Below are 22616 nucleotides of genomic sequence, written 5' to 3'. Positions count from 1 at the left end.
GCGATGAAGTTCACCCTCGCCTGGCTGAAAGACCATCTGGAGACCGAAGCCTCCTTCAAGGAGATCACCGACACCCTGTCGATGATCGGCCTGGAAGTCGAAGGCATCGAAGACCGGGCCGAAGCCCTGAAGGCCTTCACCGTGGCGCGGGTCAAGGAAGCGCGCCAGCACCCCAATGCCGACCGTCTGAGGGTCTGCATCGTCGACACCGGCCGCGAAGAGGTCCAGGTGGTCTGCGGCGCGCCCAACGCCAAGACCGGCATGCTGGGCGTCTTCGCCCCCGTCGGCAGTTATGTCCCGGGGACGGAAATCACCCTGAAGGCCGGGAACATCCGCGGTGAAGAGTCCAACGGCATGCTGGTTTCCGAGCGCGAGATGGGCCTCTCCGACGACCACGAGGGCATCATCGAACTGAGCGAAGACGTGCCGCTGGGCACGCCTTTCGCCCGGGTTGCGGGCCTTGACGACCCGGTGATCGAGATCGCCATCACCCCGAACCGGGGCGACTGCCTGGGCGTGCGCGGCATCGCGCGCGATCTGGCCGCCGCCGGGCTCGGCACCTTGAAGCCGCTGGACGAGACGCCGGTTCCCGGCGTCTTCGAAAGCCCGATCAAATGGCGCCGGGATCTGCCTGAAGATCAGCAGCACCTCTGTCCCTTCGTGGCCGGGCGCAGCTTCCGCAATGTGAAGAACGGCCCCAGCCCGAAATGGATGCAGGATCGCCTGCGGGCCATCGGCCTGCGGCCGATCTCCGCGCTGGTCGATATCACCAACTACGTCACCTTCGGCCTGAACCGTCCGCTGCACGTTTTCGATGCCGACAAGGTAAAGGGCGATGTGGTGATGCGTCTGGCCAAGCCGGGCAGCGAGATCGTCGCCCTCGACGGCGATACCTATAGCCTCGACGAGACCATGGTGGTGATCGAGGACGACGCCGGGCCCGAAGGCATCGGCGGCATCATGGGCGGCGAGGTCTCCGGCTGCACCGAAGAGACCACCAACGTCTTCCTCGAAGCCGCCCTCTTCGATCCCGTGCGGGTGGCGGAGAGCGGGCGCAAGCTTGGCATCCACTCCGACGCGCGCTACCGCTTCGAGCGTGGCGTCGATCCGAACTTCGTGCTGCCTGCGGTCGAGGTGGCGAGCCGCCTGATCCTGGAACTTTGCGGTGGCGAGGCCAGCGCGGTGGTGACCGCCGGCGAACTGCCGGCCTGGGACCGTCAGGTCAGCCTGCGCCCGTCCCGCACGGCGACCCTCTGCGGCGTCGAAATCGCCGCCGACCGCCAGGGCGAGATCCTCGAGCGCCTCGGCTTTGCCGTCGGCCAAGACGGCGACAGGCTGACGGCGGCGGTGCCGTCCTGGCGCCCGGATATCGAGGGCGAGGCCTGTCTGGTCGAGGAGGTGTTGCGCATCCACGGCTATGACGCCATTCCCGAGGTCGACCTGCCGCGCGAGACCTACCTGCCCAAGGCGGCCTTGAGCCCGTCCCAGCGCCGGGTCGCGGCAACCCGTACGGCGCTCGCCTGGCGCGGCATGCTGGAGGGGGTGACCTTCTCTTTCGTCTCCAGCAAGGAGGCGGCTTTGTTCGGCGGCATGCCCGACGCGCTGCGTCTCGATAATCCGATTTCCGCCGACCTCGATGTCATGCGCCCGACCCCGCTGGCCAATCTGGCCTCCGCGGCGGTCCGCAATGCCGACCGTGGCTATGGCGACCTGGCGCTCTTCGAAGTTGGTCCGCAGTACCATGACGACAGCCCCAAGGGGCAGGCGACCGTGGCCGCCGGTATCCGGGCGGGCGAGAGCCAGGGGCGCAACTGGACCGCCGCGCCGCGCCCGGTCGATGCCTTCGACGCCAAAGGCGATGCCGAGGCGGTGCTGGCGGCCTGCGCGGCGCCGACCGGCAATCTGCAGGTCACGCCCGATGCGCCGGCCTGGTACCACCCCGGCCGCTCCGGCGTGCTCAGGCTCGGCCCCAACGTGCTGGCGCAGTTCGGTGAGCTGCATCCGCGGGTGCTGAAGGCGCTGGACCTGAAGGGGCCGGCGGTGGCCTTCGAGGTTTTCCTCGACCGCGTGCCCCTGCCGCGTGCCGGCAAGCAGAAGCCGGCCCTCCTGACGCTATCGGCCTTTCAGCCCGTATCGCGCGACTTCGCCTTCCTGGTCGATGAGGATGTGCCGGCGGAAAAACTGCTGCGCGCAGCCCGTGGGGCGGACAAGGCGCTCATCAGTGATGTCGCGCTGTTCGATGTCTATCGGGGCAAGGGCGTGGAGCCGGGCAAGAAGTCGCTGGCCATCGCGGTCACCCTGCAGCCGCGTGAGGCGACGCTGACCGATCAGGAGATCGAGGCGGTGGCCGAGAAGGTCGTGAAACAGGTCACCACGGCAACGGGCGGCGCTCTTCGCGCCTAAAAGACCGGGGCGCATTTAAAAGATTCGGGCGCGCCTAAAAGATCCGGGAAAGGTGTCGGGTGTCAGCGCGAGGCCAGACGGTCGCCGCCATCGCTGTTGCGTGCCCATAGCTCGTCGGCCCGTCGGGCTTTTGCGACCAATTCCTTGGCGAGCTTGATGTTACCCGCCGCTTCCGCGCGCGCGGCCAAGGCCCAATTCATGGCCGCGTACTCGCGCGCCTCGGCCTCGCTTATTCTGCGATCCATTGCCAGTTTTCCCTGCCCATCTCTCGGTATTCGAGAAAGGTGAGCGTCGACCGGGCATGGTTAACGAAAGGTTAAGATCGCCCTGACTGTGATAATCGCGCACTCACCTGTGGCAAGAGCGCAACGCTTTCGTCGTTTGGCCGTTGGCTGATTGTCGGCAGAATCAAGAAAGCCCGGTTCTGCGAACCGGGCTTTCTCTGAATCTCGATCAACTGGGTATCAGGTGGCGGCGGGCCTTTTCAGGCTCTGCGGCCGTCTCGTCTACACTCAGGTGCTGTACCACTGCATGCAAATGCGCGGCCCCTGATGCGCTTTGTTGCCCGCTGAAGTTTTCCGGATGGTCTTGTCGATGAAGCCTTCGAGCTCGCGCAGGTGATGTTCGGGCACGCCCAGCCGGATCAGCTTGGCGCGTGACTGGCGCGCATGCTTGTTGTGGGTGGCTGCGTTCTTGTTACCGAGCGCTTCGTATGCCTTCACCAAACAGTAGTTCTGCTGATACCAGCGCGCTTCGTTGCGCGCCGCTGCGGCGGGAGATGCCGAAGTTGCGAGGACGAACCCCGCTACTGCAATACAGGCGGCCATCCGCAGGCCGCTTCCCGCTGTCGTAATGATTTTGCCCATGAAACCTCTCCGCATCGTTCTTCCTCAGTGTCCTGTTGCGAGAACGCTGAGATCCCCCCGAATATTCCCCACCGGCGTTGAGATTCCGTGAAGAATTGAGACAATGCCACCCAAATCCCGAGTACTCTAGCAGTCTTAATCCTACTCTCAAAGATAGAAACCCTAGATCGGATCATGTTTTGACGGAACCACTTCGTGGTTTCGACAAAACATGTGAATCCGATCGACATCAAGTAGTTAGAGCAGATTCACCGGGTTGATGGATCGCTTTCAGCGATTCCATCCAACCCGGTTCTGCTCTAGGAGAGATGTCTTAATACTGGAAGAATCTTGGGTGCCCGGACCTGGGGGTCAAGACGCGGGTCGTGGCGCTTGCGGGCGGTTGCCAATGCAGTTCGACACCCTGATTCTCCAGAAAGGACTCGGCGGCCGCTCTGGCCTCCGCGTGGGTTCTTGCCGTGCCCTGCTCGTAGCGCAGGCCATCGCGTTCGAAGGTTACGGTCCAACGGAACAGCGATTCGCCGCGCTCATAGGTAAAGCTTGATGTCTCCCGCCAGGGTTCGATCAAGATATTGTGTCGCTTCAACATGTCCTCCATAGACCTACTGTTTGAGAGCTAACACAGCGTCTATCGCCGAGGGTGTGACGACTTCGGGACAAATATACCCTTTCTGGCGTATAGGCGGATGCTTATCCGCGCGCCGGCTGGGCTTCTTCGCCGGGCTTTTGGGTCTCTGCATCAAGGCGTTGAACAAGGCGCGTCTGGGCCCTATCTTCCAGCGCGCCGTGTTCTGTCTCCTGGCGGGCGGGCGCGGCACTTGCCATGGCTGGGCGCCCCAAGCTTGTTCCGGGGCGCGGTCCGGTCTGGCAAAGGTTCTCAAGCGGCTTTATCGCGATTTTATCAAGGCACCATGACCGAGCTCTCACACATCCGAAATTTTGCGATCATCGCCCATATCGATCATGGGAAATCGACCCTGGCCGACCGCCTGATTCAGCTTTGCGGGGCCTTGAGCGACCGGGAGATGAAGGAGCAGGTCCTGGACTCCATGGACCTGGAGCGTGAGCGCGGCATCACCATCAAGGCCCAGACCGTCCGCCTGAGCTACAAGGCCGGGGACGGCGAGACCTACGAACTGAACCTCATCGACACGCCGGGCCATGTCGACTTCTCCTACGAGGTCAGCCGCTCGCTGGCGGCCTGCGAAGGCTCCCTGCTGCTGGTCGATGCCAGCCAGGGGGTCGAAGCGCAGACCCTGGCCAACGTCTATCTGGCGATCGACAACGACCACGAGATCGTTCCGGTCCTGAACAAGGTCGACCTGCCGGCCGCGGAGCCGGAGCGCATCAAGGAGCAGATCGAGGAGGTGATCGGTATTGACGCCAGCGAAGCCCTGCCGATTTCGGCCAAGACCGGCGAAGGCGTGGATGCGGTGCTGGAAGCCCTGGTGAAACGCCTGCCGGCGCCCAAAGGCGATGCCGAGGCGCCGCTGAAGGCCCTGCTGGTCGATAGCTGGTACGACGCCTACCTTGGCGTCATCACCCTGGTGCGGGTGGTCGACGGCACCCTGAAGCCGGGTATGAAGATCCGCATGATGGGCAGCAAGTCGACCCATCTGGTGGAGAAGGTCGGCGCTTTCACCCCGAAGATGGCCAGCCTGCCGCTGCTCGGCCCCGGGGAGATCGGTTTCCTTACCGCCAGCATCAAGTCGGTGGCGGATACCAACGTCGGCGACACCATCACCGAGGAGAAGCGCCTTGCCGCGGCGCCCTTGCCCGGTTTCAAGCCCTCCGTGCCGGTGGTCTTCTGCGGTCTGTTCCCGGTCGACGCGGCGGAATACGAAACGCTGCGGGATTCGCTCGGTAAACTGGCGCTCAACGACTCGTCCTTCCAGTTCGAGGCGGAAACCTCGGCGGCCCTGGGTTTCGGCTTCCGCTGCGGCTTTCTGGGGCTGCTGCACCTGGAGATCGTGCAGGAGCGCCTGGAGCGCGAGTTCAATCTCGACCTGATTACCACGGCGCCCTCCGTGGTTTATAAAATCCATCTGACCAAGGGCGAGATGATCGAGCTGCACAACCCGGCCGACATGCCCGACGTCATGAAGATCGCCAAGATCGAAGAGCCCTGGATCAAGGCCACGATCCTGGTGCCCGACGAGTTTCTGGGGCCGATCCTGAAGCTCTGCGAGGATCGCCGCGGCGAACAGATCGACCTTACCTATGCCGGCAGCCGCGCCATGCTGGTCTACCGCCTGCCGCTCAACGAGGTGGTGTTCGACTTTTACGACCGGCTGAAATCGGTGTCCCGCGGCTATGCCAGTTTCGACTACCAGATCGAGGAATACCGCGAGAGCGACCTGGTGAAGGTCTCTGTCCTGGTCAACCAGGAGCCTGTCGATTCCCTGGCGATCATCGTGCACCGTGCCCAGGCGGAGCCGCGCGGCCGCGTCCTCTGTGAACGCCTGAAGGACCTGATTCCGCGCCAGCTCTTCAAGATCGCCATTCAGGCGGCGATCGGCGGCAAGGTCATCGCGCGGGAAACCATCTCGGCCCTGCGCAAGGATGTGACGGCCAAGTGCTACGGCGGTGACGTTTCCAGAAAGCGCAAGCTGTTGGAAAAACAGAAGGCCGGCAAGAAGCGCATGCGCCAGGTCGGCAATGTGGAGATTCCGCAGTCGGCCTTCCTGGCCGCCCTCAAGATGGGTGACGGCTAACCGCTCTCGGAAAGTGGTTTTTTAGAACGTTTTCGACTTACGTCGAAGCGGTTCCAGCCCGCTCCCCCTCCCGGCCACCCATAGGATACTGGCGTTGGGTGGCCGGGAGGGGGAGCGGGCCGGTGCCGCCTAAATCAAAAAGACTCTAGCGGCGGCCCGAGAAGCGTTTGTGTTGGCGTTCGCCGCCCCAGCGCCGGAACAGCAGCACCAGGACAGCCCCGGGGACGAAGAACACCAGCCAGGCCCACCACTGCAGCAGGGGCGTGAAGATATTGTCCCAAAGATCCACCGAGATCCTGCGCTCGATCCCGGCCTGAAGGATGTTCAGGCTGGCACCGCCCATTGCCTGATCGATTTCGAACCAGCGCTGGCCGAGCACGGCAAAGCGCCATTCGCCGCTGCTCAACGACGACACCCCATCCCAGCCAAGCAATACCAGCGCTGCGAAGAGAAAGAACCAGCCGAGAACGCGGCCAACAATCATGAGTCCCCCAAATTACCGCCTCCTGCACCGTCCGGATCTTTGATCGCTAACGGTCCGGGATTCGTCAGGGCGGCGACCGGGGGATATTAGCAGCCTCCGATGGTTGCAGCCAACCGGCAGGCCGCTTTTTTTGGGCCCGGGGATATCGGGGGTGGCCGGGAGGGGGCGTGGGCTGGTGCCGTCTAAGCCCAGAAAGACCCTAAGGCCCTTCCGGGCGGCGGCCCGCATCAAGACATTGCATCCGGGCCCGCCCTCGGCTAGTTTCGCGCCGCTGGCTGCCCCTGGCTGTGCCGCCGACCCGCTTCCCGGTTTATCTTTGGGAAATGGGAATGCGGTAGAACAGGGATTGCCGCGCTGAAGGAGAGGTGGCCGAGTGGCTTAAGGCGCACGCCTGGAACGCGTGTGGGCGGGAAACCGCCTCGTGGGTTCGAATCCCACCCTCTCCGCCATCTGCCATATTTAAACTACTGATAATTATTAGTATTCTGGTCGACATGAATGCTCGGCCCCACAATGGGCCCCACAGTGCGTCACTGCTTGCCGTGGAATTCGAGTGGCGAAACGGGATATGGTGGGATTAGCCGGAATGAGGCGGGACGGGCCAGCGCATTCGGCACCCTCCAGGAAGTCTGGTCCCTTGAGTTCCGCCAAAGATAACTAAGGATGGGGCACTTAGAGGGAGGCTGATACCGCCAAGCTTCTGGAGCGCCCCTCGAAGACCTTAAGATATTCGGCAGCACGCACGTCATGCTCGTACATGCAGTATAGCAGCCAGATTCTTTGCCAGAGTTCGTCTTCAGACTGAAGGTGCTCGACATTGAGGCCAAGCTGGGACGCCTCTCGATGATCTATGGCTGAGCCATGGGAGAAATAGGTATTTCCTGTAGCAAGCTTCTCAACCACCTCAGCAATATGTTGTGGATCTTTGCCATTCATCATGCCTGTGGTGAGAAGGGCGCTTGCTAATTTCTTTGACTGCTGGAGGGCCCGGATCGCCAGTTGCTGAAGCGCAAAGTTTGGCTGTGCCACTTCGGGCATAGACCAGATAGTGCAGGGCACGCCGTTGATCTGTGGATCAATTGGCCCCAGTTCGCTTGGCGGTCCCATTACGATGCCTTTTGCCGCCAAGCAGATGAGGGTGCCGTTGCTCTTGGCCGCGTTTGCGACCACCACACGAAAGTCACTGCTCAATGACTGGATCAAAGAGACGACCGCTTCTGTCGAATCTGTTGACCCACCGTTAGTCTCAAGCATCAAGTCCACGGGCTCGTCACCGACGTCGCCGAACAATTCAGTCAAATAGACAGGGTCGCCCGCATCGATGTTGGCTTCTGGCTTCAGGCGATTGGCAAACCAAACGATCAGTCTGCGCCCGGTTGTCGCCTCAATGTCCCTAATCAGGATTTGCCGAAGGTAGCGATCCTTCTGCCCAACCCAAAATAAGGGGGACTGGGTTGGTAATTCCCTTCCGCGCGGAAACCGCTCTTTAGACTCTTCGGTGCTCACTTGATGCGGCGATGCCTTTATGTGCATTCTCTTGGTGCTCACCCTCAAGCAAGCGGCGCATTTTCTCGTAGTCTGGCTTCGGCTCTAGCGCCGGTTTCACAACGTGCGTATTGATTGGCCGCCCAGCCGACTTCGTTTGTGTGATGTCGTCAGGCCGTGTCGCTGCCACGATATCCATGCGATATCTCCTAGTTCCCCCTACCCCAGTGCCGTCATTCGAATCCTTCGCACACAGGTTGTCAATAGTCTATTAAGACGCACCCTGTTGCGGCCTGTAGAGCAGGGGGTAATTGGGTTAATGCCGGGGTGCGGTCCCTGCCCTCAAAGATACAGATGGTGGCTATGAGACGAGTAATGCAAGCCATTCTGATCAATGAAACTGACACTCTGCCGATACTACCTCGTTGACTTCAGCGTTCTTCAACGGGCTAAGCCGCCTCGGCCAGGGCCTCCTGCTTCTCTGGCGCTGGCTTGGGGATGCACAGCCCATGATGCTGGTCACAGTAGATCCCCCCCTCGTCTGTCGGCGCACCGCATTTGCAGGAGTCATCCGTGGAAGGCTCCCCGGCGATGTACTGGCAGGATTTAAAGCGGGTATGTTTCGATTGCGCCCGAAGCATGAAAACTGCGTTCTGCTTTTGCAGGACTTCGGCGGTCTGTTGAAAGGACGCGACTAACTCCGGCTCCGGGCCATCGGTATCGAACAGCATCGACCTTGCTCCTAAGGTGCATTGCAGGGGTGCTGTTCATTCCATATCCGAAATGAATAATGGTCAAGTGGATTGACGTTCTGTGCTTTCACAGACGCAGGCACCGTGCAGATAGCGCAGTTAGTGCAGTTAGGTCGGTTGCGAGCGCTTCTAGAGAACGCGCCCGATTAAAAAGCAAAGCCTTGATTGGTCGCATACATCAATGATCGGCTCTACCAGACTTTGAGGCCTAGCCGCCCATCCAACTTGATGAATTGCCCATGCTCCGCCGCCGCTTTTTGGGCTTCCTGGGCTTGGCCACTTCGCCCGATGCCCAGGCATAGACAACCGCGTCTCCCTCGTCCGGGGAACGGCCAAGGCGCTTAATGATATCGTCCTTGTTCTCGACATAGATTTTCGGTGGCTGGCCGGGCCGGACTGAATAAGTCGGGGCGGTTAGATCGGCTTGCAAGCCTCTGTCTGGCGGCAGGGCGATATTGATTCCATAATCGGGGTCCAGGGCCTCCCGCAGTTTCCACCACATTTCAGAGCGCTTGGTTACAAAGCCGAATTTATCGTCTCTGGTCAGGGCGTCACTGCGCTCTGCCCCATTCAGCGGGACATAGGTCAGATTTGCTGATTTGAGGTGATCCTGTACCGATCCACCAACACCGATGGAATCGAGGTTGATGCAAGCGCCGTCTCTCTGGTGCTGAACTGCTAAAGCAACCACGCTAGGGCCGTCCGGGGTGAGCTTGCCGGGAACAGAGATCAACTCGGCAAACCACTTATCAAAGCGCGGGGCCACCACTGTGTTGTCACGGCCACCCCTGGCAACGTCTAGCCCCATTGACGTCATGGGCACATTTTCAGGCTTCCCCTTATGCCAGCGTTCAATGGCCGCAACTACCCAGGCGGTAGGAATAACCTGATAGGCCGAATCCTCTCTGGCCGTCATGAAATTGCCATCACGGATTGCAGAGCGCAGAGGTTCCGGTAGTCCGTCCAAGGACGCCTGATAGTTGGTCCGGGCTAAGGTGGGATTGTCGCGGAGCTGAGCGGGAATGAAGGTGCGGGACAGCGGCTTGTAAACCTTGCCGTTGAACTGTCGGCAGTCGTCGGGACCGTCTACCTCTAGATCCTTACCGTCTGGATCAATGATGAAGTGGCGCAACTCGCCATTTCGCGCTGGCTTCGGGTGTGTCGGGTCCAGCCAGGGCCGGAACATGCCGATGATATAATCACCCTCCGGGCCAAGGGGCGGATTGGTCGCCAGGACGGTACGGCACCGCTGATCAATATCCGCCTCGCTCCGGGGGCGGTTCCAGCCCATCAGAAACCGGATCTGCAACTCGATGAACTGGGTTGCTTCATCTATCCCGATAAAGTCATGGGCATGGCCTTGCCAGTGCTGTTCATCGCCAAGTTTGGCCGCTGCGCCGAAGTCGATAAGTCTGCCGTCTGCCGTCCTCAGCTTGGGAGGGGGCGAACCATTGTAACCCTGCCGCGATCCGTTGATTTCTAGGGTCCGGTCGATCATCGCGCCAAGGTCGGTATATTGCCGACGCATCAGCAGGCTATTTTTATGCTGGGTAAGAGCCAGCCCGGCCAGAAGATCACTCTTACCGCCACCCCCTTGGCCACCGTACAACAGCAAATCCGCTTCGCTGAAATACCCCTCAGTCTGGGGGCCGGGATTGGGAACCCACTTACTCTTAACCAGATCGGCAACCTGATCGGCTACATGCCGTTGCTGATCTGTCGGCAGATTGTTGAAATGGGAAAGAACCTCATCGAAGCTAGCCGCCTTCATTGACCTGTCCTTGAGTTAGCGCGAAAGCAAGACGGCGGGCGATTTCCATATTCGACATTTCCGGCCCGGTATCCACTTCGCCACTATGCTCGATTTCCTGCCTGGGCTTGCCGTCCAGCCTGTCGAAGATTTCCTTAGCTGCCACCATGTCACCATCAAGGGCTTTACTCACCACCTTGTCAGCGAGTAACGCCAGCTTCTTCGTTGGCTTGCCTTCTGCGTCCTGGGCCTCCCGGTTGACGGCGACCATAAGGGCGTCTCTGACCAGCTTTTCAGGCTTACTGCCCTTCGACGGGTTTCGATTTCCTTTAGCCATTACTCACCACCTCCGGCGCTGGCAAAGACCACGCCAATCGCTCCATCTTGATTGACCATAGAAACGCCAGCGTCACTGAAGGATCTGAGGATGCCTTGCAGGGTGCCCCTTTGTACCGACAAGGGGCCGTTGCCCCTCTCTAGCTTCATGACTGTTCGCTGGCTGATTCCGGCTCGCTCGGCAAGGTCATGTTGCCGCCAATATAGGAGGCCTCTGGCGGCCCTTACCTGGGCCTTGGTGATGCTGGTATACGCAACGCTATGGTTCATTTGTCAGTCCTCTATCGCTGGGACAATTCTACCACAGTCGAAACATGAATGCACATTATAGGAAGTTTCCAGCCACCCCAGAAAGAGGAGAGCCCCCTGCTACAGTTGCTACATTGCTACATTTTGGGAAGACGGTCCCATTGTCTAATCATGGCGACCACTGAAAGACGGACGCGGCGAAAGGCGTCAATCAGGTCAGAACACTAGGCGCTGATCGACCGCAAGCCGGATGGTTTCCTGTCCGTCTTCATCCCCGATAACCGATACACGGCCTGAAACAGGAAGCCCTGTAAGAACGTCTATCAGGTAAGTGCCCTTGACATGATATGACACGCCGCGATGCTCCGGCGATTGATCAAGGGTCACGACCACAACATCACGCCCCTGGTAGACACTCCGGCCCGCAACAGTTCCCTGCATCGTGGGGGATGCAATTGGATCAAGACCGGACAGAAAATCGGAAAGGCTGAATTCCATGACAGTCTGCCCCTGCCTTAGAGTCATGCCGCCAAGGTGAGATTGAGCTATGAGCCTGCCAGTTATGGCGACTCGCGTACCGCCAATGTTTACCGCCCTGCCGTCTTTGACCATGCCCTGCCGCACCCGGCCTGTAACCAAGTCGCGGCGGTAAAGCAGCGTAACGCCCTCTAGGCCCCGAAACACATCAATGTTGCCAACGGCGGACTCTTGAACGCCCTCTGATTTGGTGTCGGCTCCGGTGAACAGAAGCTCCACCGAAACCTCACTACCCGACTTTGACGCATCCAAGAGTGCCCTTGTTTCAAGGGTCAATCGCCCCTGTTTGCCGTAGCGGCCAAATGCGGTAACGGTCTGGCGTTCGGTCCGGGTAGCGCGGCGCACTGGTGCGCGTCCAATCTCCACCGCCTGCGCTATTGGAACTGCGACAACCTCGGTCGCCTGGGGTGGGCTTGATCCCGGTGCGGAGGCACAGCCAGATAGCGCGGCCAGCGCCAGCACAACAACAGCACAGCGAAACATCGGAGCCCTTCCCGCCCGCCGTCTCTCATCAGCGGGTCAATCAGAATGAAGCAGGCTCCTATATGCCGATGCTAGGCCGTATCCGTCAATGAAAGCGGCGGAGAGCCTTCCCTCCCGCTTGGCCTAATGCACCTTCATGGAGGCCGGGGTCTCTAACTGCTTACCAGATATCCAGATCGCTGGCATTGCCGCTGAGAAATAGGACGAAGAAAGACGAGAAATCGCAGAAAGAACGCTTCATCGAACAACCGCTTCCAGGCGGCGTTTTCAGTCCAGCCAGCCTTGTCAGCGATCTCTGAAAGGCGGTCTATGCCCCTGTCCTTTCGCATTTTCTCCCAGCGCGCCCACTTGTCTCTAAGAGCCACGGTCATCGCCTCCCGGCAGGCGCGGCCCGCCTTCGGATAGACAAGCATATGTGCTTCGGTGACTTTCAGAATTTCTCTTTCGTCTGAGAGAAACAATGGTTGCTTGTCGCCAGCCTCATCACGATAGACGCCATATTGGACACGCGGCCAGGGTGATCCGAATTCAGCTTCCATCGCAGTCTCAGCAGCGGTCACTGCCTGAGCGCAACGGATCGCCTCGCTACTCGCCTGCCGCCATGCTTCGTACAGCGCCGGTACTGGATCGGCTTTGGTGGAAGCCACCGCAGCCACGGAAACAGGAGAGGCCAACGTAGCGGCCCCGGCAACCACCACGGCGCGGCGGGTTAAGGTTGCGGTCATGGCTGCCCCCAATCCATGCGAGCATCACTAAACCGCGCCATATCTGCGCAAAGCCAATCAATGCTTATGTCGCAGCCGTCGCGGTCAACTTCTGTCGCGTATGCCTTTGCCGCAACGTCGGCCAACGTGAATGAGGGTTCCCAGACCAGGGCAACATAGGCTGCAAAGCTCGCATCTAGGGCGGCATTGACGGCCAAGTTTGTTGGCGATGCGTCTTCCTCTGCGAATGTTCCGCTGAACGTTGCGCAGTGGTGATCCGACGACGCCAGAAAGGCCGCGTGCTTGTTCCGCCAGTCGGTGAACAACTCCGCAATGCGTGGTGACATTTCTTCCCTGGCGGTCGCGGCGGCTGGCGCGCTGGCCGCTACCGACACAGCAGCCGCACCGGTCAGAACGCGGCGGCGGCTGAGGGTGTTGTTCTGGGGTTTCATGCCTCACCCCTCCTCTGGGAAAATAGCCAGCCGGTCGATGTCCTGATAAATCGGGCCTATGTCCCGTTCTTCCAGGCAACATCCATCCATCTGGATGCGAAGGGCGTGTGCCTTGGCGGCAATGTCCATCAGGGTTACAGACGGCTCCTGTAGCAACGCCTGAAAGGCCGCGAAGCTAGCGGCGCAGTAATCATCCATGATGCTGATATCGTCCGTATCGCAAGCGTCGCCGTAGCCTGCCCAGACCTTCCGCCATTCTTGGAACAGCTTACCAATCCGGGGCGATACACCTTCCGGGCTTGCGGAGGCCGTGACGGGCAGTGCTGCAACGGGTGCAACAGCAACCCCGGCCAGGACGCGCCGACGACTGAGGATTGTTGAAATGCTCTTATGCATCTGCGTCACTCCTCGCAATGGCAATGGTGATGCGGGCAACAGCGGCGTCCATCAGATCGGCGGTGGCCTTCATGGCTTCGCGGGTGTTGGCGATGCCTTCCATCGATCCGCAGAACAATTCCGGGTTTGCCTTTACGGCCTCTGTCAGTTCATCGGAGCCCAGCCTCAGGGAAGCCAGCGCCAGGGCGCAGAACTGCCGGTAGCTTTCCCAGCGCTCTCCATCCGCAACGTTCTCTTTGATAAACGTCGGCTCAAAATCAAACTGGCTAATGGTGTCCTGCCCCAACTCCGCAAGGGCGTTTTCCTGTCCTGCCATGTCTATCTCCCGATCCATGCGCCGCCGTGGGCTTCACCACTGGCGCGTTTAATCTGTCCGTTTTCGATTCGGGCCAGCAGAGCGGCGAAGGCATCGGCTCCGGCCTGCTTGACGCGGGCGGCCTGGTCCTCGGTAAGGTCGACTTCCTGGGGCTCCCACCACTGCTTGCCTTTGACGTTCATTGGGCTGCTCCCGATTTCTATCCTTGAGGTATGACCTTCTGTACCTTAGATATAGGATATCGATTCAAGGTATTCAATACCTAAAGGCTGGAAAACTATCTCTAAGGGTTATATTTTATGCTCACAGGACCACAGGTAAGGGCCGCTAGGGGCCTGATCGGGATGAAGCAAACTGAGCTTGCGGAGGCCTCGGGGGTGTCAACGCCAACGGTAAAGGCCGTCGAAGCGCAAAAAGGAACAGTATCGGCCCACACTAGAACCGCAGACGCCATTCAGAGGGCCCTAGAGGCCGCTGGTGTTGTCTTCCTGCCTGAGAACGGCAATGGGCCGGGTGTAGCCCTGAGGAAGGACTAAACCCCGTGCCATTAGTGCCAATAGTGCCGTTAGGCCGGGCCAGGGCGAGGTGGTTGTTGACTGCCGGGGCTCTTCGGCGCTTTCATGGGGCCATGAAGAACAAGGCGCGGATACATCTATGGGGCGGGTCCAGCGCCGCTGGCACGGTCATCCTGGCGCACCTGCTGGGACCAGAGGGCGTAGCCTACTGGCTTCTCTTCCTCGTCTTTGCGTTTGGCAGCATTTGGATATGGACCGGTGAATGCCCGATCTCCTACCGGCCCACCGAAGACGACAAACGGGAGTTTCGGGATAACCCTTTCGGCATGGCCTCAGAGCGCCCGCCGGAAGAGGATCATTTCTGGGATAGCTTCAAGCGCGGTAAGCGGCCCTGGGAGAATGCCGACTAACGGCGCGGTGCCCCCAGGTCACGCAACGTCAACGGGGGCGGCTTTTCTTCCGGCAGACGGTCAACCGCAGTGGCCCCGACAGCACCCCCAAGCCCAGGCACCCCCGGCGACGGCAGACGCGGAATGTTCCCCGCCGTCGATCTCGTCAGTTCCCTCATTGCAGCGCCCCGCCGCGATCCTGCCAGCACGTTGGCGACATAGCCCTGTACCCTTCGCCCAAGCGGGCCGAAAGCATCCGTCAGGCGGGCCGCAAAGGCCGTGCCTGAGGGGTTCGCATTGGCAGCAATGGCCGGGGTGGTGTTCATGTTGATAGCGGTACGGCTGAGAGTCCGCATAAGGGCCTTTTCCTGATTCGAAAACAGCACCCGCATGGCCGCCGAACTGTCGGTCAATGCCTTGGTCAGTTCCTTTGAAAAGGCCTGGGCATTGAACACGCCACCGGCCTCTAGGCTTGGCTGATTACGGAACAGCCGCAAGAAAGCCTCTTCGCGGATTGCGTTCCATTCGGCGCTGTCCGGGCCAAGGGTATCGCGGAGCTTCACAAGGTCACGCTCAAGGCCCTTCTTGGCCCCGATACCGGACCGCCCAAAGACGTAGTTTACCGCGTCGTCAGGACCAACGGCCAAACGCCTGGAACCGTCGCGCATCGGGGCGGTAAGCTCCTTTACAACGTCGTCTTGTTCGAATATCTGGCCAAAGCGGGACCGGGCAGAGCGGGCCGTTTTCCAAAGCTGGATCGTCGCCTCATCCCCGGATAGGAGGGCGTCCTTTAGCTGGCCTTCCAGGGCGTCGTCATACTGCCGGATCATGGCTCGGATGCCAGCGGCCTCTTGTTTACTGGCCGCTCCACCGGCAGAGGTCGTGGCCCGTCGCCGCCAAGCTTCAAGGGCATTCAGGTTGACACCGGAAACCCGCGTGCCGGGGGCGGCCTTGGTAATCTGATCAAAGCTTTTCAGCAGATTGGCCATGTTGGCGAACTGCTGCGGGTCGTAGCTCTGGACGGCTTGGCGCATGGTGCGCCCCAGATCACTGACGGCCTGACCGCCGAAGAATGCCGGGGCCGTTTCACTGGCAGCCCTGGCCGTGTCGTAAGCCTGATCGACACCGCGCCGGGCTGCTTCCCGCTGTGCAACCAGGGAATCCTGTACGCCTGCCGCGCCTTGGCCGGGCTGTGCCACCTGAGCCTGCCCACCGGAAAGCCTGCTTTGGATAGCGGGAATATTGCCCCTCAGGGCCGCTTGCTGCTGGGCCTGGGTATCAAGCAAGAGGCTCTGGGCTTCCTGTCCGAGAACACCCTTCTTCGCTTCACCCTCAAGCGCCATAGCGGTGGGATTGCGGGCGGCCTGGGCACCGGTCAGGGAAACGGGATTGGGCAAGGTCTGCGCCTCTGCCTGCCGGGCAGCCGCCGCAACGTCATCGGTTTGCCGGGCGATGGCTGAAAGTTGGTCAGCCATGGCCGGGGAAATCTCATCCGGGTTGATGCCGCTATCCCGAAGGATATTCCGGCCCCGGTCTGTAAGGCCGCTCCCTTGCCGGTAAAGCGCGGGGCTGCCAAACACGGCCCGAAGCCCAGGAATGCGCTGCAAGGCCATCAGGGCCCCCTCAAAGCCCATACCGGTAGCGCCGGTCATCGCGGCCCTGCCCAGGTCCACTTGCTGCCCGGAGCCCGCGCCCCTGGCCGCCAAGTCCTGCACCACAGAGCCCGCGAAACCGCCCGCGCCAGCGCCGGTCAGTCGGCCAATGCCGCCAGCGACAACGCCACCGGCCCTTGCGGCTGGGTTCATGGTGCCTGCCAGGATTCCGCCCTCGGCAATCAGGCCGCGTGCATCCTGGCCGGAGAAGCCGGAGCGGTTGACATAAAACCGTTCATCGCCAATACGGACTATGGGATTGCCGAAACGATCCTCAGAAAAGCGGGCTTCAGGAAACTGCTCTCTGATAATGTTTATCTGCCCCTGAGGATCGCGCGCCAGTGCGAGGCCGGAGACTACCGTCTCCATCTTCGCGCGCTGATCAAGAGGGTACTGCTTGCCTGTGCGGTCGCTGGGGTTGGCGACACCGCCCAACATGGTGCGGTTGCCAAAGACTGTGCCCAGCTCCGGCAGGTCGAATTCTGATTGGCCCTCAAAGGCATCGGCGACACCGCCAGCGAAATCCTTGGCGCGATCAAGGAGCGGCCTGTCAGTCCTCAAAACAATGCCGTCTTCCGGCTCTCTTGACCTTGCTGTTTCCTGCCGCGCCGCCTCTATGCGTTGCTCCAGAGTCTGCGGACCAACGGGTGGGGCGCTTCCACCACCACCGGCCCGCGCTGCGTTCATCCTCTCTTCAAGGCTTGCCATCGGTCAGTATCCAAACCGCTCTAGCGCACGGCCTACCTCTTCACGTTGACGCGGGGTAAGGGCCTCCAAGTCTAGTGAAGTCAGATCCTCTAAGCTCATCTTGGAGAATCTTCCGCCGCCCATGGGCTCCCCATATTTGGCAGTATCGCCCGGCTTGATTCCCACATTGACGATATCGGAATAAATCCGCTGGACGCGCCGAAGGTTGAAAATGAATTGCTCTTTTGTCTGCGCCTGATCCAGGCTACCGATAGTGGCTTGAAGCAGTCTGTTTTCAAACTCTGACACCTGACCAAGCGCCCCGCCAGTTGGGGAGGCATCTCGCATCTGCTGCAATCGGTCAAAGCCGATGTTTGCCTTAACGCCATCAAGCAACAGAGCGGTATCGCTTGCCCCCGTACCTCGGATGACAGAAAGGTATGAGCCAGCACCGCTAACGGGGAATCTAGAGTTTTCCACCAGATCGATAATCCGGTCGATATCCTGCGTCACCACGTCGGCATAGATTGCCTTCTGCTTGTCTCCCGCCGCTCCGGCCTGCTCGGCGTCTTCGATCTTCCTGGCTGCCGGGCCGCCCGCAATAGGCACCGCAACCGGCGTCCGGTATCCTTGCGAGTTTTCTTCAAGTAAAACGCTGCCGTCTGGATTCCGTGCCCAAACATGATCCTTGGGAGCAACGCCATAAACGGGGTCTTTAGCGCCGCCAAAAGTCACTGTGTTAATGTTCCGTCCCGCCTGCTTAAGATCGATCTGCTGCGCCAATTCCTCAGGTGTTAGCAGCTTGCTTTGCCGAGGCTTGTTGGGCGCGGTGAAAATCGGCTGGCCGGTCAGCGGGTCAACAAGGCTGCTTCCCGGCGCGACGGACATTGGTTTGTTTTCCATCTGCATCGCAAAGCGCGCGGCTTGTACCACCATGTTGTTCCGGGCCTGACCGAACTCGGGATCGAACTCGGGCGGTATGTCTGAAATGTCGCCGCCCATAGATGCAAACGCCTGCCGTGCCCGGCTATGACTCTCCTGATCGTTTACCCCCTCGAAGGCCGACACAATCATCGGAGCCTCTAGCTTCTGCCGGGCTAGTCTTGCTTCGCTCTGGCCCTGATAAAAGCTCTGCCAGTCCTTACCGGCCTGGGGGTCAATTACAGCCGCCTGCCGAGTGAATTCTTCATCACTCATAGCGGGACCGCCGCCGGGGGCCTGTCGTCCGGTTTCCCAGGTAATGCCCTTCTGCTGGTCAAAGCCGCCATGCTTCAGAGCGGCCAAGCTTTGCAGTTGGGTAGCCTTTTCGCGGGCCTGATCCCTCGCCAAGGCCTCATCCTGAAGGCTCTTGAGCGTCAGGCCTTTCTTGAGCGAGCCCGCTACATCGACTGGTGTCACTGCCATTATGAAAACCACTTTCTGAGCGAATAACTTGGTCCGCCGGGAATCTCGCTCGAAGCAAGGAGATTATTCAGGGTGGTGTTGAATGCAGAGCCTACGCCCTCATAACCTGATCGCCGGGCGGCGGCGGCGTCGGTGTTCGCCCCACCGACATTGACCATCAGATTGTTGGCCGCTGTGTTGTCCTGTGCCACAGCACCGGAACCGAGCCCTGCCAGCGAAGTCATTCGATTGAAACCGCGATCATACTCAGCAGAGCCGATATCCTGGCCGAAGCGGGTAAGGGCCTTTGCCTGCCCACCGGAGTTCAAGCGCCCTCGCGCAGCCGCCGAGCGATCAAGCGCCTTCACACCCTCGCCAACGCGGAAGTCATAGCCGGGGGAAGTCCTGAAATCCTTATCCCCGGTAATGTAAGTGTCGCGAAGGTTGGAAAGCGCCAGATTGGCCGTCTGCCGGTAAGGCGCGGTATCCGCACGCTGCTGCTTGTAAATGTCATAACTGAAGTCGCGGTTCTTGTCGGCGGCCTTGCGCGCTTCTCTGGCACCGAGATATGAGGCACCTGCTTGAATTCCGCCGCCGATAAATGAAGCTACATCACCAAATAAGCTCATTGATCGTTCCCTTAGTCTCGCTGCGAGCGGTCGCGACCGCCCCGGCTGCTGCCGCTGCCACCACCTCCACGGCCACCACCGCGCCCGCCTCGGCCTCCACGGTCGCCGCCACGATCACCAGCAGCAGAAGCGCCACCAAGTGAAGCAAGGCTACCGTTGCCGCCCACAACCTCATCACCGAAGAACCCCAATGGACCAACACGGCCCACCGCTCGCTCCTTTGCAATTCCAGGATCAAACGCCCCGCGATAACCGCCACCTAATTCTTCTGCTGATCGGCCCTCATACTGTGACGGCAACCGCCCGGCCTCGCCAAGCTGGCCCTGGAAGGTGTCCAGCTCATTGCCCAATGTGCCCACCCCCAGATCATTGAGGCCTAGCACCGCCATAGCGTTTTCCCAGAACCCAACACCCGGAAGCCCTTCTGCTCTGAGTCGCTGATCCAAGATTGACGCATTAGCTCCCCGCGCACCCCCTTTCATAAGGGCCGCGAATGCGCCGAACGGCTGCGGGCCAAAACCGGCCACATCCAAAACGTCGCCGTACAATCCATCTAGTGGTGTGTACTCGTCGTGAATTCCCACCGGATCGCCGAAGCCCCGATCAAACGAACCACCCCCGCCGAAACCTCTATCTGAGCCCCTGTCACCCAGGAAACCAAGGCTCTCAATATCCTCTTCCCCCGACAGTCCCGGCCCCGGCAGGCCAACGTCAGCCGCACCGGATGAACCGCCCCCGGAGCCACCGCCGCCAAGGCTTGCGAGGCTCATCGGATTAGGCGCGGCGGCATCATCAGCACCACCGCCCTGGCCCTCACCAATGCCGGAGGGGCCGCGCCTGCCCTGGCCCGCCTCAATGGCATAGAGCCAAGGAATATCAGCCGTGTCGGCCTGCCCGGAGTAAGCAAAGTCGCGCTTCTGCCGGTTCTGGGCCGCATAGGGGTCGCGAAGATCAGCGAGGCTTGGCATGAATCGGTTTTCCTTTTAACTAACTGCGTAAGCGTCACAAGCATGAAAGGCCTGCATAAGTCCTGCCCAGGCTTCATCGCGTTTTCGCAACACTGCGTCGGTTTGTTCGCCGTCCGCTTCCGCCAGCGTTTCCGCATAGGATCGCCCAAGCACTTCGGCACTGGCAGCCACGGCGTAGGGTGAAACACCAAAGCCGAAGTGGACAACTACCGGCCCGCCCGGATAGACGTGGCTGGCAGGCAGAGAGTATGAATCCCACGTCCGACCGGCGTCCTTTAAATCTCCGAAGAGGCTCAATTGCAGTGTCCTTTCATGGCTGAAAGACTACCACGGAACGGGCCGTTTTTCTATTCAGTTACAGTGGGTTAAGGTGACGTGTCACGGCGGAATTCAGCAGAGCTTCGATTCTGTTTCGACCGCCGCATCGCTCATCTTGGAAGTTGTCTCAACAGCCCTGTCTCGCATCAGGGATTCGGTTTCAAGCACGTCTCGCATAACAGAGGTTGTTTCGACTGCTGCATCGCTCATTGCGGAGGACACGGCAACCGCTGTATCGCGCATCAGGGATAGGGTGTCTTCAAAACACTGCTGCGCTGCGGTCAGGATTTGAAATGAAACATCGCTGCCCGTCAAAACATACGCGCCCGGCGACGCGGTAAGCCGGTGATTCCATAGTGTCGCTACCGCCGTGCCCGTCAGGCTGTAGTTGCCTGCCTCTGCGTTTACCCGCTTACCGACTGTCGTCTGGGCTGCTACTCCGGTGAGACTGTAAGCCCCGGCCTCTGCGGTCAGGGTGTCGCCAAGCAGTAAGCCCGCGTCGCTACCAGTGAGCGTGTAACTACCGGTCTGCGCGTCCAGGTGATAACCGATCAGCGTGGCGGCATCCTGGCCGGTTAGGGCATAAGCGCCCGCATCAGCTATGAGCCGATGCGCAACAAGCGTGTTCGCGGCGTTGCCGGTGACAGAGTAGCTGCCAGATTCGGCAGTTACCGAAGCTCCGGCAGCCGGGCGGATTACGATCCCTTGAGCGAGCCATGTCTCTGTGCTTGCGCCGGTAAAGGCACTCGGATCATCGCTTGCGGCGTTTAATTGCCTCCATGCAGAGCCAATTTCGCATCCCGAGTTAAAACCCGCGCCGCTGACAGTAAAGCTGCCGCCGGTATAGTTGGTTGGATAACCAGTAAAGGCGACATCATCATCGGTGGCACCGGCCATGGCGATGAACAGATTGTCAGCAGCACCCCAACTGGCCGTTATGTTGCCTGGGTCCCAACTGGTTCCAAAGGTGGCTGACCCTAGTACGCCTGCCTCGACACCGGCTATTGCCCCGAACCATCCGGTAACACGGAAAACATGGGCAACAGCCTCTTCGGCTGCCCCCGTTGCAACGTTAACGGCGGTCCCGTCTTCTGTGCCATCCGCCACCTTGGCATGAATGGTAAGGCGAACAGGGGCGGTCGCGCCTATTGTATTGTCTGCCAGTAATGTCCAGCCACTCGGATTTGTAACTGCGGCATTACCGTTTGCAGTAAACCCGATAACCAGAAGATCGCCAGAATCAACAACAGCGGGCATAGCCACGTTGTGCGTTGTGTTGGCTGAACTAAACGCGGTCGCCGTTGGCGCTGCTGTTGCGGGAAATGCCATATCTTACACCGGGGAAAACAACTCTATGGCCGCTCGCCAACTTGCTTACCCAGGCCCCGCGCCAGGAACGCACGCTCCATATCCAGATCGCTCAGGGCGGGCCGCTCGATAGCCTTGATCTGATCCTTGATCGGACGTAGCTGCGCCTGCAGCTCACCGATCTGTTGGCGCAAAGTGTCATACTGCCCGCGAAGCCCAGCGGCCTTAGCCTCGATGGCTTCTTTCTCTGCCGTGGCTTCCCAGAAGCGCAGCCGGGACTCTTCTTTCGAGAACATCATTTCCATTCTCCTACGCCAGCCCGAACAGGCCGTTGGTACCATCGAAATCAACCGTCAAAGTCTCGCCATTGGCCAGCGTTACGTTACTGCCGTGGTCGTAGTAGCCGATCAATGGGTCAGCCGGAGTGGTGGGCGTGTCGTTGTAAATCACGATGTAGCGGAACGTCGCCACCGCACCCGAGGCCGTGAGCGTCAGGTCTGCAAGGATAGGCCTATAGGTGCCCGACGTTTGGCCACCGCTGGACGTGGTGATAAGGCGCGAAGAGAGATTCGCATAGTTGATCTGTGTGATATCGGCCAGCACGGCATCAAGGCTCACGCTGGGCGCGCCAGCCATCAAAGCCACCACCAACTGATCCGTTTCCAGATCATGAACGCCGTGGGCCAGATCCTCCACGAACTGCTGGAATTTTACATATGTTGCCATCCGTTACCGGGCTCCGCTTACTGTGTGAATCACGCCCAAATATAACAGGACCGGGGGTGTTTTTACATTGCAACACAGTCGTTTAGCGTGACACGTCACTGCTCTGTTGCCGTC

At 60.1% G+C, this 22616-nt stretch carries 26 protein-coding genes and 1 tRNA gene; 5 read left to right on the top strand and 22 right to left on the bottom strand.

The window, feature by feature from the left end; all coding sequences use genetic code 11:
- Window positions 1-3: 3 nt before the first annotated feature.
- Window positions 4-2403 carry a phenylalanine--tRNA ligase subunit beta gene (gene pheT / locus HBA54_RS04945; protein ID WP_167221991.1) on the top strand — a complete coding sequence of 800 codons (2400 nt, stop codon included), beginning with the start codon at window positions 4-6 and terminating at the stop codon, window positions 2401-2403.
- A gap of 62 nt (window positions 2404-2465) precedes the next feature.
- Here pheT and HBA54_RS04940 read toward each other — a convergent pair whose 3' ends face one another.
- From HBA54_RS04940 to HBA54_RS04930, 3 genes are all read right to left on the bottom strand, one after another.
- Complete coding sequence (locus HBA54_RS04940; RefSeq protein ID WP_167221989.1) at window positions 2466-2648, bottom strand: hypothetical protein; 183 nt, start codon at window positions 2646-2648, stop codon at window positions 2466-2468.
- Window positions 2649-2915: 267 nt separating this feature from the next.
- Complete coding sequence (locus HBA54_RS04935) at window positions 2916-3269, bottom strand: hypothetical protein (RefSeq protein ID WP_167221987.1); 354 nt, start codon at window positions 3267-3269, stop codon at window positions 2916-2918.
- Window positions 3270-3582: 313 nt separating this feature from the next.
- Window positions 3583-3858: a hypothetical protein gene (locus HBA54_RS04930; RefSeq protein ID WP_167221985.1), complete on the bottom strand. Its 276-nt coding sequence runs from the start codon at window positions 3856-3858 to the stop codon at window positions 3583-3585.
- Window positions 3859-4180: 322 nt separating this feature from the next.
- Between HBA54_RS04930 and lepA the strand changes: the two genes are divergently transcribed.
- Window positions 4181-5983: a translation elongation factor 4 gene (lepA, locus tag HBA54_RS04925; RefSeq protein ID WP_167221983.1), complete on the top strand. Its 1803-nt coding sequence runs from the start codon at window positions 4181-4183 to the stop codon at window positions 5981-5983.
- 145 nt (window positions 5984-6128) lie between these two features.
- Here the strand turns inward: lepA and HBA54_RS04920 are convergent, their stop codons facing one another.
- On the bottom strand, window positions 6129-6467 hold the full coding sequence (locus HBA54_RS04920; protein ID WP_167221981.1) for a hypothetical protein: 339 nt from the start codon (window positions 6465-6467) through the stop codon (window positions 6129-6131).
- A 359-nt stretch (window positions 6468-6826) separates the two neighbouring features.
- On the opposite strand from HBA54_RS04920, the gene HBA54_RS04915 reads away from it, so the two are divergent.
- A tRNA-Ser gene (locus HBA54_RS04915) sits at window positions 6827-6916 on the top strand.
- A gap of 223 nt (window positions 6917-7139) precedes the next feature.
- Here the strand turns inward: HBA54_RS04915 and HBA54_RS04910 are convergent.
- The 11 genes from HBA54_RS04910 to HBA54_RS04860 all read right to left on the bottom strand — a co-directional run bounded on the left by HBA54_RS04910 (window position 7140) and on the right by HBA54_RS04860 (window position 14109).
- Window positions 7140-7973, bottom strand: a complete 834-nt coding sequence (locus HBA54_RS04910) for an SDH family Clp fold serine proteinase (protein ID WP_205944421.1) — start codon at window positions 7971-7973, stop codon at window positions 7140-7142.
- 428 nt (window positions 7974-8401) lie between these two features.
- Window positions 8402-8683, bottom strand: coding sequence for a hypothetical protein (locus HBA54_RS04905; protein WP_167221977.1), 282 nt, complete (start codon window positions 8681-8683; stop codon window positions 8402-8404).
- Window positions 8684-8912: 229 nt separating this feature from the next.
- Window positions 8913-10475, bottom strand: a complete 1563-nt coding sequence (locus tag HBA54_RS04900; RefSeq protein ID WP_167221975.1) for a terminase — start codon at window positions 10473-10475, stop codon at window positions 8913-8915.
- Window positions 10462-10791, bottom strand: a complete 330-nt coding sequence (locus HBA54_RS04895) for a hypothetical protein (RefSeq protein ID WP_167221973.1) — start codon at window positions 10789-10791, stop codon at window positions 10462-10464. The genes HBA54_RS04900 and HBA54_RS04895 overlap by 14 nt, the downstream gene beginning before the upstream one ends.
- Window positions 10791-11060: a helix-turn-helix domain-containing protein gene (locus HBA54_RS29845; RefSeq protein ID WP_167221971.1), complete on the bottom strand. Its 270-nt coding sequence runs from the start codon at window positions 11058-11060 to the stop codon at window positions 10791-10793. The genes HBA54_RS04895 and HBA54_RS29845 overlap by 1 nt, the downstream gene beginning before the upstream one ends.
- A gap of 195 nt (window positions 11061-11255) precedes the next feature.
- Entirely contained in the window at window positions 11256-12059 is an 804-nt protein-coding gene (locus HBA54_RS04885) for a hypothetical protein (RefSeq protein WP_167221969.1), read from the bottom strand.
- 152 nt (window positions 12060-12211) lie between these two features.
- Window positions 12212-12784, bottom strand: a complete 573-nt coding sequence (locus HBA54_RS04880) for a hypothetical protein (protein ID WP_167221967.1) — start codon at window positions 12782-12784, stop codon at window positions 12212-12214.
- Window positions 12781-13215: a hypothetical protein gene (locus tag HBA54_RS04875; protein ID WP_167221965.1), complete on the bottom strand. Its 435-nt coding sequence runs from the start codon at window positions 13213-13215 to the stop codon at window positions 12781-12783. Before HBA54_RS04875 ends, HBA54_RS04880 begins: the two co-directional genes overlap by 4 nt.
- Window positions 13216-13218: 3 nt before the next feature.
- On the bottom strand, window positions 13219-13611 hold the full coding sequence (locus tag HBA54_RS04870) for a hypothetical protein (RefSeq protein ID WP_167221963.1): 393 nt from the start codon (window positions 13609-13611) through the stop codon (window positions 13219-13221).
- Window positions 13604-13927 (bottom strand): hypothetical protein, encoded by a 324-nt coding sequence (locus tag HBA54_RS04865; protein WP_167221962.1) that lies wholly within the window; start codon window positions 13925-13927, stop codon window positions 13604-13606. Before HBA54_RS04865 ends, HBA54_RS04870 begins: the two co-directional genes overlap by 8 nt.
- 2 nt (window positions 13928-13929) lie before the next feature.
- The gene (locus HBA54_RS04860) at window positions 13930-14109 is read right to left on the bottom strand and encodes a hypothetical protein (RefSeq protein WP_167221961.1); all 180 of its coding nucleotides are present in this window, start codon (window positions 14107-14109) and stop codon (window positions 13930-13932) included.
- A gap of 117 nt (window positions 14110-14226) precedes the next feature.
- Between HBA54_RS04860 and HBA54_RS04855 the strand changes: the two genes are divergently transcribed.
- Together HBA54_RS04855 and HBA54_RS04850 are read left to right on the top strand one after the other, a co-directional pair.
- On the top strand, window positions 14227-14463 hold the full coding sequence (locus HBA54_RS04855; protein WP_167221960.1) for a helix-turn-helix transcriptional regulator: 237 nt from the start codon (window positions 14227-14229) through the stop codon (window positions 14461-14463).
- Between the two features lie 56 nt (window positions 14464-14519).
- Window positions 14520-14852 (top strand): hypothetical protein, encoded by a 333-nt coding sequence (locus HBA54_RS04850; RefSeq protein WP_167221959.1) that lies wholly within the window; start codon window positions 14520-14522, stop codon window positions 14850-14852.
- Here the strand turns inward: HBA54_RS04850 and HBA54_RS04845 are convergent.
- The 7 genes from HBA54_RS04845 to HBA54_RS04815 form a co-directional block, all read right to left on the bottom strand.
- The gene (locus tag HBA54_RS04845) at window positions 14849-17191 is read right to left on the bottom strand and encodes a hypothetical protein (RefSeq protein WP_167221958.1); all 2343 of its coding nucleotides are present in this window, start codon (window positions 17189-17191) and stop codon (window positions 14849-14851) included. The two genes, HBA54_RS04850 and HBA54_RS04845, sit on opposite strands and share 4 nt — an antisense overlap.
- 3 nt (window positions 17192-17194) lie before the next feature.
- Window positions 17195-18574 carry a hypothetical protein gene (locus tag HBA54_RS04840; RefSeq protein ID WP_167221957.1) on the bottom strand — a complete coding sequence of 460 codons (1380 nt, stop codon included), beginning with the start codon at window positions 18572-18574 and terminating at the stop codon, window positions 17195-17197.
- On the bottom strand, window positions 18574-19182 hold the full coding sequence (locus HBA54_RS04835; protein WP_167221956.1) for a hypothetical protein: 609 nt from the start codon (window positions 19180-19182) through the stop codon (window positions 18574-18576). The genes HBA54_RS04840 and HBA54_RS04835 overlap by 1 nt, the downstream gene beginning before the upstream one ends.
- A gap of 11 nt (window positions 19183-19193) precedes the next feature.
- A complete protein-coding gene (locus tag HBA54_RS04830) occupies window positions 19194-20150 on the bottom strand; it encodes a hypothetical protein (protein WP_167221954.1) in 957 nt (318 codons plus the stop codon).
- Window positions 20151-20540: 390 nt separating this feature from the next.
- Window positions 20541-21797 (bottom strand): hypothetical protein, encoded by a 1257-nt coding sequence (locus tag HBA54_RS04825; protein WP_167221952.1) that lies wholly within the window; start codon window positions 21795-21797, stop codon window positions 20541-20543.
- Between the two features lie 23 nt (window positions 21798-21820).
- On the bottom strand, window positions 21821-22075 hold the full coding sequence (locus tag HBA54_RS04820; protein ID WP_167221951.1) for a hypothetical protein: 255 nt from the start codon (window positions 22073-22075) through the stop codon (window positions 21821-21823).
- A gap of 10 nt (window positions 22076-22085) precedes the next feature.
- Window positions 22086-22502: a hypothetical protein gene (locus HBA54_RS04815; protein WP_167221949.1), complete on the bottom strand. Its 417-nt coding sequence runs from the start codon at window positions 22500-22502 to the stop codon at window positions 22086-22088.
- Window positions 22503-22616 lie beyond the last annotated feature (114 nt).

It is taken from the genome of Pelagibius litoralis, from assembly GCF_011683915.1.
GTDB classification, from domain to species: Bacteria; Pseudomonadota; Alphaproteobacteria; order Kiloniellales; family Kiloniellaceae; genus Pelagibius; species Pelagibius litoralis.
Note: the sequence above shows the minus strand (reverse complement) of the source record. Positions and strands in the feature narration are given on the sequence as shown.